Source organism: Desulfobacterales bacterium (assembly GCA_030066985.1).
Taxonomy (GTDB): domain Bacteria; phylum Desulfobacterota; class Desulfobacteria; order Desulfobacterales; family JAHEIW01; genus JAHEIW01.
This window is the reverse complement of the sequence record JASJAN010000007.1, coordinates 123,129-139,181: the sequence shown is the minus strand read 5'-3', so window position 1 is coordinate 139,181 and position 16,053 is coordinate 123,129. Positions and strand designations below refer to the sequence as shown.

General features: G+C 48.1%; 12 protein-coding genes. 1 reads left to right on the top strand and 11 read right to left on the bottom strand.

Annotated features, from left to right (window positions below):
• Positions 1–137: 137 nt before the first annotated feature.
• The 11 genes from QNJ26_05840 to QNJ26_05790 all read right to left on the bottom strand — a co-directional run bounded on the left by QNJ26_05840 (position 138) and on the right by QNJ26_05790 (position 14,432).
• Entirely contained in the window at positions 138–1,154 is a 1,017-nt protein-coding gene (locus QNJ26_05840; protein ID MDJ0985047.1) for an IS110 family transposase, read from the bottom strand.
• Positions 1,155–1,290: 136 nt separating this feature from the next.
• On the bottom strand, positions 1,291–2,667 hold the full coding sequence (locus tag QNJ26_05835; protein ID MDJ0985046.1) for an AAA family ATPase: 1,377 nt from the start codon (positions 2,665–2,667) through the stop codon (positions 1,291–1,293).
• Between the two features lie 540 nt (positions 2,668–3,207).
• Complete coding sequence (locus QNJ26_05830; protein MDJ0985045.1) at positions 3,208–3,822, bottom strand: 2Fe-2S iron-sulfur cluster-binding protein; 615 nt, start codon at positions 3,820–3,822, stop codon at positions 3,208–3,210.
• Positions 3,819–5,747, bottom strand: a complete 1,929-nt coding sequence (locus tag QNJ26_05825; GenBank protein ID MDJ0985044.1) for an NADH-ubiquinone oxidoreductase-F iron-sulfur binding region domain-containing protein — start codon at positions 5,745–5,747, stop codon at positions 3,819–3,821. The genes QNJ26_05830 and QNJ26_05825 overlap by 4 nt, the downstream gene beginning before the upstream one ends.
• A 9-nt stretch (positions 5,748–5,756) precedes the next feature.
• On the bottom strand, positions 5,757–6,209 hold the full coding sequence (locus QNJ26_05820; GenBank protein MDJ0985043.1) for an NAD(P)H-dependent oxidoreductase subunit E: 453 nt from the start codon (positions 6,207–6,209) through the stop codon (positions 5,757–5,759).
• Positions 6,210–6,247: 38 nt separating this feature from the next.
• Complete coding sequence (locus QNJ26_05815) at positions 6,248–7,015, bottom strand: hydrogenase iron-sulfur subunit (protein ID MDJ0985042.1); 768 nt, start codon at positions 7,013–7,015, stop codon at positions 6,248–6,250.
• 135 nt (positions 7,016–7,150) lie between these two features.
• A complete protein-coding gene (locus QNJ26_05810; GenBank protein ID MDJ0985041.1) occupies positions 7,151–10,255 on the bottom strand; it encodes a CoB--CoM heterodisulfide reductase iron-sulfur subunit A family protein in 3,105 nt (1,034 codons plus the stop codon).
• 61 nt (positions 10,256–10,316) lie between these two features.
• Positions 10,317–11,468 (bottom strand): (Fe-S)-binding protein, encoded by a 1,152-nt coding sequence (locus QNJ26_05805; GenBank protein MDJ0985040.1) that lies wholly within the window; start codon positions 11,466–11,468, stop codon positions 10,317–10,319.
• 113 nt (positions 11,469–11,581) lie between these two features.
• Positions 11,582–12,118: a (4Fe-4S)-binding protein gene (locus QNJ26_05800; protein MDJ0985039.1), complete on the bottom strand. Its 537-nt coding sequence runs from the start codon at positions 12,116–12,118 to the stop codon at positions 11,582–11,584.
• Between the two features lie 21 nt (positions 12,119–12,139).
• Positions 12,140–14,143: an aldehyde ferredoxin oxidoreductase N-terminal domain-containing protein gene (locus QNJ26_05795; protein ID MDJ0985038.1), complete on the bottom strand. Its 2,004-nt coding sequence runs from the start codon at positions 14,141–14,143 to the stop codon at positions 12,140–12,142.
• A gap of 97 nt (positions 14,144–14,240) precedes the next feature.
• Positions 14,241–14,432, bottom strand: coding sequence for a DUF2080 family transposase-associated protein (locus QNJ26_05790; GenBank protein ID MDJ0985037.1), 192 nt, complete (start codon positions 14,430–14,432; stop codon positions 14,241–14,243).
• 823 nt (positions 14,433–15,255) lie between these two features.
• On the opposite strand from QNJ26_05790, the gene QNJ26_05785 reads away from it, so the two are divergent.
• The gene (locus QNJ26_05785) at positions 15,256–15,708 is read left to right on the top strand and encodes a GNAT family N-acetyltransferase (protein MDJ0985036.1); all 453 of its coding nucleotides are present in this window, start codon (positions 15,256–15,258) and stop codon (positions 15,706–15,708) included.
• The last annotated feature ends 345 nt before the right edge of the window (positions 15,709–16,053 follow it).

The following is a 16,053-nucleotide window of genomic DNA, read 5'->3' as shown; positions in this document are numbered from 1 at the left end:
TTCCATTTCTAATCCTGCGGGTTCATCGCCAAACACCTATTCGTGTTCACCTTAAAGGTGTCACAATATCATGCATACGATAATCGGCGTCCCAATCAAGGTTTCGGCCTCATCATTGGGCCATGCGATATTCCGGGTTACGCACAAGTTGGATATTCCTCCCGATACGGGGTTTGGTTTTTTAAAACATAATATGCATACCGCAGGATCTTGTGGGCGGTTGCTACAATGGCCTTTTGATATCCTGCACGGACAATCCGCTTACGATAAAAAATGTTTAAACGGGATTTTTTCATTCTGGGTATCACTTGGGCGGCCTCAACAAGGGCAGTTCGTAGATACGGGGAACCCTGCTTGGTGATTCGTCCAGTTCTGCTTTTGTCGGCACTGGCATCCAAGCAAGGCACCAGCCCGGCATAGGAAGCCAGGTTTCGATAAGATGGAAAACGCGATATATCCTCAATTTCGGCAATGATGAACATCGCAGTTAGCGACCCGATTCCAGGAATCGTCATCAACAGTTTAGCCATCGGATCTTTGTCTGCCAGATTCTTAATGCGTTTGGTCAGCGGCTCGATCTGTTTTGTAAGCTGACCGTAAAGTGTCAGATAGCATTTGAGTTGTTGTCGGTGGTAGATTGGAAGATCAATCTCTTTAAGGTACTTCATGCCTTTGACCCCGAACAGGTCACTTACCGCAACAGAGATGTTATTTTTCATCAGCAGCATATGGATGCGGTTTTTCATACGGGTGGCATCGTTAACCAGCCGCCGTCGATGTCTGAGTAGTTCTTTGAGCTTTCGGGTTTTTAGGCTGCACACATACACCGTAGCGATCAGGTCGGCTCTGAGCAGCTGGGCCAGCATATGAGAGTCCACTTTGTCATTTTTGATCTTGGCCGAAGCAATGGCTTTGGTCTTTAAAGGGTTGGAGATGACCACATCGAAATTATTGGCTTTTAAAAGATCGTAGAGCCAGTGCCAGGAGCACATCGATTCAATGACGATTTTGGTAGGCTCGCCCAAATTAAAAAAATAGTCTAAGATTTTCTCTGGGTTGTTTGGAAAATTGCGCCTGAACACAACTTTACCGCTGCCATTAACGGTGGTGATAAAAGATGTTTTCTTGTGTAGATCAATTCCGGTATAATACATTTTGGCTACCTCCTTTCTAATTTATTCTCCTGGGGATTCATTGTATCACCGAATCCCCTTGGAGGCAGCTTTTTCATATGATCAAGGTTTTTAGTGGGCTAATATTTACAGAGTTGTTGGAGTACTCCAATATTTTTTATAGACTATCAACCGGCACTACAGCCGATTCAAGTTTTTCTTTGGAAGTAAAGGCGTTTGAATACTTTTTGGCAATTTCGCTGGAAGGATAGTTCCCAATGCGAACTGTATGCCAGTTCCGCTTTTTAGAGTCCGCAAAGATGATAATCTGGGCATCGTAACCTTTCCTTTTCAATAAGCCCTTAATCCTTTCCGCATTAGTTTTATTTAGAAATGCACCCACCTGAACCGAGTGGGTCATTTTGGAACCTACATGAGCTTCTTCGGCTGCTTTTTGTGGTTGAGAAAACTTGAGACCTGCTATTCTTACTGATTTGTGCGAGGCTGTTGAATTATTAGCAACATTAGGAATAGTTTCTCGTTTCCAAGATCGAGAATCTAATTTAAATAATTCCGGGGGCTCTTGTTGAACTGTTGAAACTTGAATTGGTTTTTTGAATTTTAATTCATTATTTGAACTAATAAACTTTGTTAAATATACGCCAGCCAAAAAAAGAATGACGCAACTACCAGCTATGATCAATTTTGACTGATTCTCTGCCAAATAATTAAGCCATCTATTACCATTTGCCTTGCCAGGCAATTGACTTAACGCAGCTTTAGCAGTGTCTCCTGTAATCCTTCTTTGACTGTAGCTGAATGAAGTTGAGAGTACTTTGTCACATGCAATATTGATTAATTGTGGAATGCCACTGGAATATCTAAAAATTTGACGAAAAACAGATTGATCAAACTGAACCAAAGTCGATTGGGATGCAATCTTTAGGCGGTGGAGAATATATTTTTCGGTCTCAAAATATGTTAGTGGATTAATGCAATAGTTAACCGATATTCGCTGACCAATCTGCCTGAGTTCATAAGAGTTTAGCATCTCTGTTAGACCGGGTTGACCAACCAATACAATTTGCAAAAGCTTATCTCGGTTGGTTTCAAGGTTTGAGAGCAGTCTAATCTGTTCTATAGCGTCTTTTTCAAGTTTTTGAGCCTCATCAATAAAAAGGACAACTCTTTTTCCACTAACCTTTTTTCTAATCAGGAATGAATAAAAATCATTCAGAAGATATTTGCCATTGCGTTCACCATCGCCTATCTTAAATTTTTCGCTGATTTTCCTGTATAATTGATTTGAACTTAATAGGGGGTTAGAAATATAAGCAGCTTCGATTTTTTCAGCTAAACTTGCGATTAACATCATACAGGTAAGTGTTTTGCCAACACCTGTTTTTCCGGTTATTGAAATAAAACCTTCTCCTTCCAAAATACCATATTTCAAATGGGCTAAAGCCTCTTCATGACCCGAGCTTAAATAAAAATAAGCGGGACTTGGGGCAAGGTTAAATGGATTTTCCCTTAATCTAAAATACTGTTTGTACATAAAGTTATATCGCTCGATGTTGTTATTGTTTGATAGGAAATAATGCGTTAAGCAGATAGTTGTCAAAATTCAATTTGATAAAAATTAAATACCTTTAGAACAAAATTTCGTCAAATCATTTATAATTCATCGCTTACATCAGGCATGTTTGCAAAAAAGGTATCAAAAAGCCTAACCAATTTATAAGTTTATAGAAATAAAGGCGGGGTTGAAGTAAGAAAGGAAATAATATTTTATATTTTTCTTGGTTCAAAAGACGAGATTTTCATATATCTTACCTGAAAATTAATTATCCCCAGATACAGATACATTGAGAGAAACACAACTATCGCAATTTTACATATATCAAACAAGTATCACAAGGTTTTTCAGGATTTCAAAAGTACTGATATGTTGGAAATAACCAAATTTAAAAGGCAGAGCCATCGCTGACTCTGCCCATAATACCCGCTATGAAAGCTCGGAGACAATTTTGCGGTATTCGTTCTCCGGAAAAGCGGACAGCGTTTCGGTTCTGATTCCTCGGTATGGAATTGATACTTAATCGTCTGATTGAGATTCGAGAGAAGGTGGATGAGAAGTCAGCGACTGGGTTAATAGGTAAGCGGCCTGCAGTGCTTCGGTCGGGCACAGCTCAAAACATTCTTTGCAATCCCAGCATTCCTTGGCAGCGACTTCCGGGATAAAACTGATTTCTTTGCGTATGCCCCGGTCAATAAAGCCGACTGCCTTCTTTTTTTTGACTTCATTGCAGTACCGCACGCATAGCCCGCAATGAATGCAAAATGAGGATTCTTTCTCAAAACGGTCTCGGTCAGCGCCGTACTCCTCACCATAAGCCATCAGTTCCGGTGAATCAGGGGCATGCGCCAGTTGCAGCTCCAGGATCATTTTGCGAATTTTATCGATTTTTTCCGATCGGGTAGTGACAATCAGATTTTCTTCCACGGTGTAAACGCAGGATACGACGTGTTTTGACCAGTCGCCCACCTGGACCTTTACAATGCACAGGCGGCACGCTCCGAAGGGTTCCAACTTTTCGTGATGGCATAGTGTCGGTATGGATATACCTTCACTCTGGGCGGCTTCCAGAACGGTCATACCTTCGCTGGCCTTGACCTCTTTTCCATCGATCGTTACAAGAATCTCACTCATTTTGCTTTGCTCCTTCGGGCTATCGTTCTTTCTTCTTCAGGAATCGGCGGCGGAACCGGCGCGCCTGAAATCTTATCCACCGCAGCGAAGCGTGAGGGGCAAACCTCAAAGCAGGTTCCGCACTTGGTGCATATCTCCTGGTCAATGATATGAATCTTTCTCTTGGCACCGTCAATCGCGTCGACCGGGCACTTCCGGAAGCAGATCATACAGGCCTGGCACTTTTGCGGGTCAATATGATAGGTGATCAGCTCCTTGCAGGACAATGCCGGGCACCGTTTCTCCTTGATGTGGGTTTCATACTCGTCTCTGAAATAGCGCACCGTGCTCAAAAATGGGTTGGGCGCACTGGTACCCAAAGCACACAGGGAGGCCTCCCTGGCGGTCTCGGAAAGCTCCTCTAAAAGCTCGATATCGCCATCTTCTCCCTTGCCTTCGGTGATATTCGTCAGTACCTTCAGCATCTGTCGCAGCCCTTCGCGGCAGGGGACACATTTACCGCAGGATTCATCCGTAAGAAAGTCGATGAAGTAGCGGGCAACATCCACCATGCAGGTATCTTCATCCATGACGATCATCCCGCCGGAACCCATCATCGAGCCGGCCTTGGTGAGTTCATCAAAGCCTACTTCTAAATCCAGCAGATCCTCCGGAATACACCCGCCGGACGGCCCGCCGGTCTGCACGGCTTTGAACTTCTTGCCCCCGGGAATTCCACCGCCGATGTTGTAGATAATATCTTTGAGGGTCATGCCCATGGGCACTTCCACCAGGCCGGTGTTGGTTATCTTGCCGACCAGGGAGAAAATTTTGGTGCCCTTGCTTCCATCAGTTCCAAATTGCGCAAACCAATCAGCGCCTTGATTGATAATCAGGGGCACATTGGCCCAGGTCTCAACATTATTCAAAACGCTTGGGTTGTCCCAGACGCCTTTAACAGCCGTGTGAATGTATTTGGGGCGGGGCTCTCCGGCCCGGCCTTCCAAAGCCGTCATCAACGCACTCGATTCACCACAGACAAAAGCGCCGGCACCTCTGTGCACAATCACATTAAAATCAAAGCCCGAGCCCAGGATGTTTTTTCCCAGAAAACCATATTCCTCGGCCTGCTGAATGGCAATGGCCAGATTCTCCACCGCCAACGGGTATTCCTGTCGAACGTAAACATAGCCCTCCCGGCAGCCGATGGCAAAAGCACCGATCATCAATCCTTCGAGGACCGAGTGAGGGTTGCCCTCCAGCAGGCTGCGGTCCATATATGCGCCGGGGTCGCCCTCATCGGCATTGACGATCACATATTTGACATCGCCGGGGGCGTTGCGCGATTCGGCCCACTTGCGTCCGGCGGGAAAACCGCCGCCACCCCTTCCTCTCAGATTGGATTTTGTAACTTCCGCCAATACCTGGTCGGGGCTCATCTGGAAAAGCGCTTTTTCCAGGGCGGAATAACCGCCGATGGCCAGATAGTCATCGATGCTTTTCGGATCGATACTGCCGTTGGAGCCGAAAACAAGCCGCTCCTGATGCTTGTAAAAGGGAATATCGGATTCGTGCGTTATCTGCTCCTTGGTATCGGGATCGGTATAGAGCAGACGCTCTACGACCCCATCACCATTAGCCGCATGAGAAACAATGTCCGGAGCATCTTCCGGTGTTATCTGGAAATAAGCGCTTTTTTCGGGGTGATTGACGATAATGGGCCCCCGCTCGCAAAACCCATGGCAGCCGGTTTTGCGGATGGTCACCTTGTCGCCCAAAGCCTTTTTTTCAATTTCGGCTTCAATGCTGGCCGCGACCTCTGAGCTGCCGGTGGCCTGGCAGGCAGATCCGGAACACAGCGTAATACACGGTTTTTTAGGATCCCTGCCGGACAGGATGCTCTTCCTTAATTTTTTCAATTCGGATGCTGACTTTAACCGCGTCATAATTCTTCCTTACTCGTAGCTTTTTAACACGTCGGCTGTCTCGCCAGGTGCGACCTTTCCGTGGGTCTTTCCATCGATTTCCACCACCGGTCCCAATGCACAACAGCCGAGACAGTTCACCGTTTCCAGGCTGAATTTCAGATCCAGGTCGGTTTCGCCCGGTTTAATTCCGGTCAGGTCCTGCACCGTGTCGAGAACACGGGGCGCCCCGCGAACATGACAGGCGGTACCCATACAGATGTGAATTTCATGACGCCCTTTGGGAACCAGACTAAATGCTTTATAAAAGGTCGCAATGTGCTGTATGCGGGCCAATGAAACCTTCAGTTTCTCGCTTACCCGCTCCAGTGCTTCTTGCGGGAGCCAGTGATTTTCGGCCTGAAGATCCAGCAATACTTGAATCAGCGCACTGGCCTCACCCTGATGCTTGTCAATGATCTGATCAACCCTCTCGATATCCATGTTCGTATCCCTAATTTTTGATTACCTGATTCTATGTCTTAGCGCAGCGCATAGCGCTTCTGGTTTTCATCGAACCGCACCATTCCATGCCGGGTCGAGGTGTTCATATGCCTCGATATATCAGATGGATTAAGACCGAGTTTTTCAGACATTTCTCCGGTTGAAAGGGGCTGCTCCCGCAGGAGCATGACAATCTGACTGACGACTAGTTTATCCAAAATCAATTCTTCAAATAGCCGGTTAAATCTATCACTGGCAAAAAAATCCATGTACGCTTCTTCCGATTTATGCGGCACCCGCAACCGTTCTCTTTCCACCAGCTTGATGTAGGGAACCAACTTCGTGATGGCTTCCAATTTAAATTTTAAAATATCGCGGTCGATTCCCTCGGCTTTACCGAGCGGTCCGAATTCTTCGGCATTTTTGCAGAATTTGTTGATTAGATCGGCCAGAATGAGCCCATCACCGGAAGTCATAAATTCGATTCTTAACCGGTCCGGATTCAGACCGATATGCTCCATAATTTTTTTAAACATCAGCACATTGCCCAGGGCGTCATAATTGCCGTGGGTGATATAATTGCATTCATTGAGGCGGCAGCCCCCAATAAACACTGCGTCGGCGCCTTTTGAAAAGGCTCTCACAATGTGCTCCAGGTCGACTCTGCCGGAACACATGACACGGATAAGCCGCATGTTGGTCGAATATTGTAGTCTGGAAACTCCAGCCATGTCAGCAGCGCCGTACGCTCACCAGTGGCATACGAAACCCAGTACTTTGGGTTTGAATGTAAACTCGGTGCTCATTCGTTTTTACTCCTTGTCACTATTCCCGGTTGAGCCCGTTACCCGTTGGCCCGTTGAGCCCGTTTGTTCGTGTCATCATACGATCTTTATCTTTAACCGGCCAAACGCGGTAACGTAGGACCGGCAGACCCATATTTAGATTTCTATATCCGAAAATGCCGTATCAATCTGGCACATAATTTCTTCATCGGTAAAATGTTTCAGATATATCGCATTCGTGGGGCACTTGGCATTGCAGACCCCGTCGCCCTTGCAGAGGACCGGATTCACAATGGCCTTTCGGCCCTGGGGTGTCTCATGAAATTGGATCGCACCATAGTCACAGGCGGTGATGCAGGCCCCGCAGGATACGCAATCGCTTTCAATAACCGCGCAAACGGAACCGGAGACTGTAACGGTATCACGGGAAAGCAAAGTTAAGGCCCGACTGGCAGCCCCGTATGCCTGGTTAATCGTTTCCGGAATGAGTTTTGGATAGTGGGCCGTACCGCAGAGAAAAACACCTTCAGTACCGAACTCAACCGGTCTCAATTTGACATGGGCTTCTTTGAAAAATTCATCCGCCCCCAGTGTGACTTTGAATAATTGAGCGATTTCCCTGTTTCCTTCCGGGGGAATCACCGCCGCCGCAAGCGACACGACATCGGCATCAACGGCCAGCTTTTTACCGAGGATGGAATCGCTTACCGCCACCCTTAAAACGGGCCGGCCTTCGGCCTGCAAAGCTTCAACCTGGGGCGCATCATCCGCTTCGAAGCGGATAAACTTGACATCGTTTTCAGACGCATCACGGTAATAATCTTCAGCCATTCCATAGGTTCGAATGTCCCGAAAGAGAATGTAGATATCCATTTGGGGATTAATTTCTTTCAGTTTGAGGGCGTTTTTAATTGACTGGTTGCAGCAGATGCGCGCGCAGTAATTGCGGTCTTCATTCCGGCAGCCGACACACTGGATCATCACCAGGCTCTGGGCGCCCAGCAGACTTTCATCTCCCTGGCTGATCCGCTGCTCCAGCTCGAGGTTGGTCAATACCTGTTCATTTTCCCCGTACAGGTACTCAGTGGGTTGATACGCCTGGGCACCTACTGCGATCACAGTGGCGCCGTGCTTAATCTCGGATGGCCCTCTTTCAGATTTAACCTTGGTAACAAAATTGCCGACGTACCCGGTCGCTTCGGTGATGGTGCATTCCGTATATACATGCACGGAGGGATGCTGATAAACGCTTTGCGCCAGATCACCGACATGGGCCTGGACATCCATACCGTCCAAAGTGTAGTGGATGTTTCTAGCGATTCCGCCCAGATCTGATTCTTTTTCCAGCAGGTGAACCTCGTGCCCCTGATTGGCGATAGATAGTGCACAGGTCATGCCGGCGATGCCGCCGCCGACGACCAGTGCCGCCTTGTTCACCGGCAGATCAATTTCCTTCAGGGGGTCCAGCAGGCTGGCACGTGCCACCGACATGCGGGTGATGTCTTTGGCCTTTTCGGTGGCGTCTTCCTTTTCGCGGGCGTGAACCCAGGAGCAGTGCTCTCTGATATTGGCCATTTCGAAGTAATACTGGTTGATACCCCCCTCCCGCAGTGTATCGCGGAACAATGGTTCCAGGGTTCTGGGGGAACAGGCGGCCACCACCACCCGATTGAGATTTTCTTCCTTGATGGTCTCCGTTATTGAATCAGCCGAGTCGGTGGCACAGGAAAACAGCTGTTCGGTCGCATAAACAACGTTAGGCAACGTCTTGCAATGTTCCACCACCGAAGGAACATCGACCACTTTGCCGATATTGGCGCCGCAATGACATACAAAAACACCGATCCGGGGCTCTTCTGCGGATACATCTTTTTCGGGTGGATAGGTTCTTTCGGTGTTCAGATTCCAGCGTCGGTAATTCAGAAATTCACCGCACTGGGCACCGGCGCCGCTGGCGGAAAATACCGATTCCGGTATATCCATGGGGCCCTGAAAGGCACCGCTCACAAAGATCCCGGAGCCAGTTGTCTCCATGGGATTGGTGGACTCGGCCTTGCAAAATCCATGTGAGGTAAGATCAATCCCGAATTTAGCGGCCAGACTTTCATACTCCGCCGGCGGATTCAACCCCACCGATAATACCACCATATCGAATTCTTCCTCGATAACACCCTGATCGGCGGTGGCATATTTAACAATGACGTTTTTGGTTTCCGGATCCTCTCCGGCGATGGCGGCATAGCTTCTGATGAACCGTGTCCCGGAGAGCTGCTCGGTTCTTTGAAAAAAGGTTTCAAAATCTTTGCCGTGGGAGCGGATATCGTTATGAAATACGGTACACTCCGCCTCGACATCATGATCTTTGGTTAATATGACCTGTTTTTGCGTATAGGTGCAGCACACCGACGAGCAGTAACTGTTATCTCCGGGGGTCACCTTGCGGGAGCCGATGCATTGAATCCAGGCAATTTTATGAGGATGCTTCTGGTCGGACGCCCGCAGGATTTCACCTTCGTAAGGCCCGGTGGCGCATAACAACCGTTCAAAGTCCATACTGGTGACGACATTCGCCAACCTGCCGTAGCCGTATTCATCTTTGACCGAAGGATCATAGGGCTCTAACCCAGTCGACAGGATAACCGCTCCGACATGTAAATCGAATTTCTCCGGTTTTTGCTGAAAATCGATGGCGTCGACTTTACAGACGTTTTCACAGATGCGGCATTTCTTTTCTTTAAGATATAAACAGCTATCATCGATATAGGTCACCAGGGGGATGGCCTGGGAAAAGTAAATATGGACGGCCTTATTCTGGGATATTTCCTGATTAAACACATCCGGGCATTCGACCGGGCAGTATTCGACACAGGTGGTACATCCCGTGCATTTTTCCTCGATAACGTATCTGGGTTGTCTGGTCAGGGAGACCTTAAAGTCCCCTGCCTCGCCCTCGATACCGTCCACTTCAGAAAGGGTAAAAATCTCTATGTTTGGATGCCGGCCGACCTCGACCAGTTTGGGTGAGAGAATTCACATCGAACAGTCATTGGTCGGAAAAGTCTTGTCCAGCTGGGCCATATGGCCGCCGATGGCCGGTCCTTTTTCAATCAGATAAACCTTGAAACCGGCGGTGGCAAGATCCAGCGAGGCTTGAATGCCGCTGATGCCGCCGCCGACAACCATGACGTCGCCAAAATTCTTGTCTGCCAGTTCCTTGCTGAGCTGTTGAAGCTCTTCTTCAATCTGTACTTCTTTTTCCACTTTCAATCACCTCTTAAGGTTTATAGGGTATGTTACCCCGCTTATTTCACGAGTCGGAGGGTTAAATCGCTTCTGCAATTATTTCGGTAATGTCTTTGATCACTAAGCTTTCCTGGTCTTCGAGAGTTAAGCAGCTTTCCTCGAAATGGGTAATGCAGTACGGGCATGAAGTCGCCAGCACTTCGGCACCGACTTCCATGGCTTGTGCAATTCTGAAATCCGAGAATCTTTCACCTTTCATGGTTTCCATCCAGATCCGGCCACCGCCGCCGCCGCAGCACAGACTGGTTGCGCGCGACTCTGACATTTCGCTGAACTCCAACCCGGGTGTCTTTTTCAAAACCTCCCGGGGTTCCTCATAGATGCCGTTGTGGCGGCCCAGATAACAGGGGTCATGATACGTCACTTTCTTGCCATACGCTTTGCCGAGCTCGAGCCGGCCTTCCTGGATCAGTTCGGATAAATACTGGGTGATGTGAACGATTTCAAAGTTCACCATGAATTCGGGATACTCATTTTTAAACGTATGGTAGCAATGCGGGGAGGATACCAGAACTTTTTTGACACCGTTATCGACAAAGGTTTTGATGTTTTCTTTGGCCAGGCGCCTGAACAATTCTTCATCACCGGCTTTGCGGATGCTTTCGCCACAGCAGTTTTCCTTGGTACCCAGAATACCGTAATCCACACCGGCCTTGTTCAGAATCTTGGCGGTTGCCGCAGCAACCTTTTTTAATCTGGGGTCATAGCTCAGGTAGCAGCCGGAAAAGTATAAGACCTCCATTTCCTCGTTGAAGGTCTTGACCGACAGACCTTCCGTCCATTTGGTCCGGTCTTCCCGCTTTTCATTCAGTGGGTTGCCTTCGCCCGTCAAACTGGCGCTCACGCCCCGGATGGGCTTGGCAGTCGTTGGAAAGACGCCGTATTCGGTAGCAATGCGACGCAGGGCGACGCCGGATTCTATCTGGCGGACGTCACGGGGGCACTGCTGCGGGCAGCTGCCGCAGGTCGAACAAAGCCAGATATCGTCACTTTCAATATCGGTCATGCCGAAGGAAGCCTCGCGCACGATTTTGCGCATGCTAAAGGTTCGGACCCGGTTCCAGGGACAGACCACATCACATAGTCCGCACTGATAGCAGCGCTTAAAGGCTTCACCACCGTTTTCTTTTACGACATCAACAATCTCTTTATAGTCGGCTACATTTTCCACAGTATGAATTCTTTCTTTTTTGTTATTAACATACGGTTCAAAGGTTCAGCGTTCACCGTTCAGGGTTGCGCTGATGTCAAATGCCTTGAAACCCTGAACAGTGAACCCAGAACCTATACTTTCTTTTTCATCCGGGCCAGCGTGTCCATCAACTTATCCATGCCAAATTTATCGGCCAGTGATTCCAGTCCGACTTCCAGCTCCTCCTTTTCTTCCTCTTCATCGACTTCCACTTCTCTCTCTTCCAGCACCAGCGCATCGGCCGTGCACCACTTCACGCACAAGGGCTCATCTTCGCCTTCACACATGTCACATTTCAAAGGCAGTCCGGAGTCAGGTTCTTTAAAATCCTCTCTGGATGGGCAGGATGCACGACAGAAGGCACACTCGTCGTATTCTTTGCCGTCGATCGTGTATTTGTCTCTGCCGGCGCACTCAGCCGGAGCATAATCCCCTGCATAGACCGGGACATATTGGTCTTTATACGGTTCGCAGATCACCCGAATGCGCGCCCGGGCCGGATTATTGCTGCTGTACTTGGGCTCCGCATGATAGGCGGAACAGATGACCTCGCATGCCCGGCAGCCATGGCATTTATCAACATTAATTTTGATTGTTTTAACAATTTTCTTCTTTTTTTCAGCCGTCACGGTTTTGGTCTCCTTCGCTTTCTACTCTTTTCCCGCCGTTGTCTCTTCGGCAGGCGCATCTTCTTCACCATCGATCAGAATTCCCCTCGCTAGAAATTCTTCACCCACGTAATCCAGACCCAGGTCATACAAAGATGCCAGGGTGGGGATGCCTTCTTTATTCCAGCCCTTCATTTCGTAGTACGCATCCAGAAGCTCGGCTTCGAGTTCGGGAAATCTCTTTTTCCAGTGATCCGCTGGCGGCGCGTCATCTTTTCTGCGCATGCCGCGCCGGATATTAATGGCCCTGACCAAGGTTCGGTACCTTCTGGTGGCCTTTGTCAGTTTTTCTTCGTCCATTTCGATCCCGGCGCCGTAAGTGATAAATTTCGGATAATTATGGATGTGATACGGCGGCTTCAGATGAAATGATGACAAGCCGGCGCACATGCCGAGGGCATCATCGATGTAGTGCATGCGCTCCATCCAGTCGACGATATCGCAGACCATGGGCACGGTCGGGTAAAAGGGCATCGAGTTTTCCCCGCGCGGTTCCCAGTCAAGGAAATACTGCTTGAACTTATCATCCGGAACCTGGAACCAGTCCTTGACGAACTTTTCGCGGTGCTCGCGCTTGGGAAAAGGCGCCTGGGGAAACTGCCCTTCAATCTGGGTCACGTTCATTTTCTCGCCGGTGCAGTACATCAGAAAATAAATCGGATTGAGCATACCCAGTTTGAGCGGCAGCTGCTCATGTTTTTTGATGCAATTGTGGGCGTATTCTTCCGCGCCGTTGCCGATCTCTTTGGCGGCCCAGTACGTGCCGTCTGCCAGCTGATCGCCGATCCCTTCGCGATTCACAATCAGGTCAAGCAAATAGTAAAATTTTTCATCGTTGTCTTCCGGCAGGTCCGGCAGGTCCTTGTCGGTTAAAATGCCGTTTTCATAGAGCTCGAGCGCAAAAGCCATGACCTGGGGCGTTGAGTAGCCGTCCAGGCCGTATTCGGTCGCCTTTTGAGCAATCCTCAAACCGAATTCCAGATTTGAATATGCCGCCATGGTATACGTCAGTTTCGAAAAACATTTCATCATATAGGTCGGAAGCCCCGGCAGGTTGAGGGTGGCAGCGCATTTCATCGGACAGTTATAGCAGCTAATCAGCCGGGTACGCGCCGAATGCAGCGTTTCGGTAAATTCTTGAGCGTGTTCTTCGGTCCAGAAATCTTTTCGGCGTTCGCGGGCATTGCCCCAGACAAAGTTTTCGGTATGCCACTTTTCGTCATGGATGGCCATCTCTTGCGGTGACCCCAGCACGGATAAAATGGGAATTACCCCCGGAATCGGGTTGTCCTCGCGCCATTTAATATAATCCATTACTTCCTGGCACTGTTCGAGGTATTCCATCGGCTTTGCAACCGTGACGTCTCCGGTACCGCGCACAACGATGGCTTTTACCCCTTTATCACCCATAACGGCACCGATACCGCCGCGACTGGCACTGGATCTGCCCTGTTCAATTGACGCATAAAACACCCGGTTTTCACCGGCCAGGCCGATGGCCGCCACCTCGGCTTTGGGTTCATCCAACTCCTGCCGGAGGAGCTGGGCGGTTTCATTGGAGCCTTTGCCCGCCAGATGAGAGGCATCTCGAATCTCGACCTTGTCATTTTTGATCCATATGTAGACCAGCTTGGCGGATTTCCCGCGTAGGATTATTTTGTCAAAACCGGCATGCTTCAATTCCGGAGCCCAGAATCCCCCCATCATCGAAAAGGCCATCAGCTTGGTCTGAGGAGAAATGGTCGTCACAATGGTGCGGTTACATCCGGTAGCCGGAGTGCCACATAAAAGACCGGCGGCAAATATGAGCAAATTCTCGGGAGAAAAAGCCTCAACTTCAGGACCCACCCGGTCCCACATGATCTTGGCGCTCGTTCCCAGCCCCCCCAGATAAAGCTCGGTGTCTTTCGGGTCTGACTGTACCCTTTCAATGTTTCCGCGGGTTAGATCAATTTCTAAATTAATTCCTGTCTCAGCGTATCTCATTTTTCTTTCCTTATGGATGACATGAATTGGTGAAAACGATTTGATTAATAATGGATTTCAAGCACTTAATTCAACACAGCCTTGAATTCCTGCTTCCTCAATCAATGCGAATGATTTTGACATGCTTGCCCACCCAATTCGAAGGCAGATAGACGCGTCCGCTGCTTCCGGACTTTTTGACGCTCTTTTCGATCATTTCCTTCCCGAAGATCCCGAACTTCGCCCTGGAGGACTTCCATTGATCCTTCGGCGACCCGTTGATCTCTTTCAGCCTCATTTCTGTTTTCAAGGCGACCATATCCTCACTGTTTGGGCGGATATTGACTTCCTCTTGGCCCGCATCTTCCGAAGTTCCATATTGGCATCAATCGAATTTTCAATGACAAAAAAGAACGATTTTTTTTAAGATATTGAATTTATTTAAAATTTTTTTTAAAATGCACCTCGTTTTTAAACCGGACTCGGTGCATTTTAAGCTATAAATTAACTATAATTTAGCTATTATGTATTTGTATGAGGTTCCCCGGAACCTGTCAAGGAAAAACTCATCAGGAGGGGCCGAATTTATGGAACCAATGCGGATTTTCCAGGGATAGATCTATAATCTCTGGGGATCGACCGCCAGAATCAAAGCAATCTCCATGGGTCGCGAGGGCGGCACAGCCAATGCGTGGCAATAGGAATCTTGTCGTTCACCAAGTCGTTTGAAGGTTTTTGCCGGTAATCTATCATGAAATAATCCAGCAATATTTATAAAGGGTTGCAAAATCTGACGGGCCTGAGCTATGCTCCATTTAACCGAATGATGGGTTTATCAGTCATTTTTTTTAATGTAAGCCACAACATGGATATTGGTTTTCACGCTCAAAGCAACGGTGTTCCGATAAATGGTAGTTAACCTTTCAGCTTCACTTGAAGCTGTCTCAAAAATAGTAGGTTACGCTCCCCGCATGAATGCGGGATTTCGCATCTGATCTGAATACATTAAGGTGTTCAACAAAGCGCGGCGCAAATCGATTCAAAAGTGGAGTCCGCCTCCGGCGGATTAGATGCATTTTTGAGATAGCTTCTAATTGGATCTCAATTAAGACCTTTAAGAGAAAGGAGGCCCCATGAACGAGAGCGCCATTGAAATCAGACTCATGAAGGTTGAGGATTTTGAAGCTGTGGTTGCGATTGACGAGAAAGTCCTCAAGGTTTCCCGGCCGGATTACTATGAAAGGAAGTTTGATAAACTTTTTAACTCCAAAGATTTTGTACCCACGTCCCTGGTGGCCGAGGAAGCGGATGGAACAGTGGTGGGATTTGTCATGGGGGAAATCTATATGGGAGAATATGGTATTTTGCAGGAGGAAGCACGGCTGGACACCATCGGTGTAGATCCCGATCATCAGCATAAAGGTATCGGAAAGAAGTTGATTAACGAATTTATGTCTCATATCAAATCACTCGGTGTTGAAAAAATTAACACCCTGGTAGATTGGAATGATTCCGTACTAATGCATTTTTTTAGCTCAAACCAATTTAGCCCCTCCAAATCGATTAACCTGGAACGAAATCTTTGATGTTCTCAAGAGACTGGTGAAGACATTCACCCACACAGGCACGAATAACAGCGAGGCGTAGATGGGTGGTCTAAATTTCAAAACCAGATTATGATTAGGCTGATTCGGCGAACATCTGCATTAGGTTGCGCTGCATTTTTTGGGTAACTGCCTGCGGTCATGACCGTTTCGCAACCGTTCACCCAGTTGCTTACCTGCGGCAGGCAATTCATGGCGGAAGCTAAATAAAAACCCTGTCTTGATGATATCAAGACAGGGTTTTGCTTTAATTATTAAGTGTCGGTGTTCGTTGTCGTTTGGTCAAGTGGATCGGCCGAATTAAATACTAAAAATCAAGCTATCATC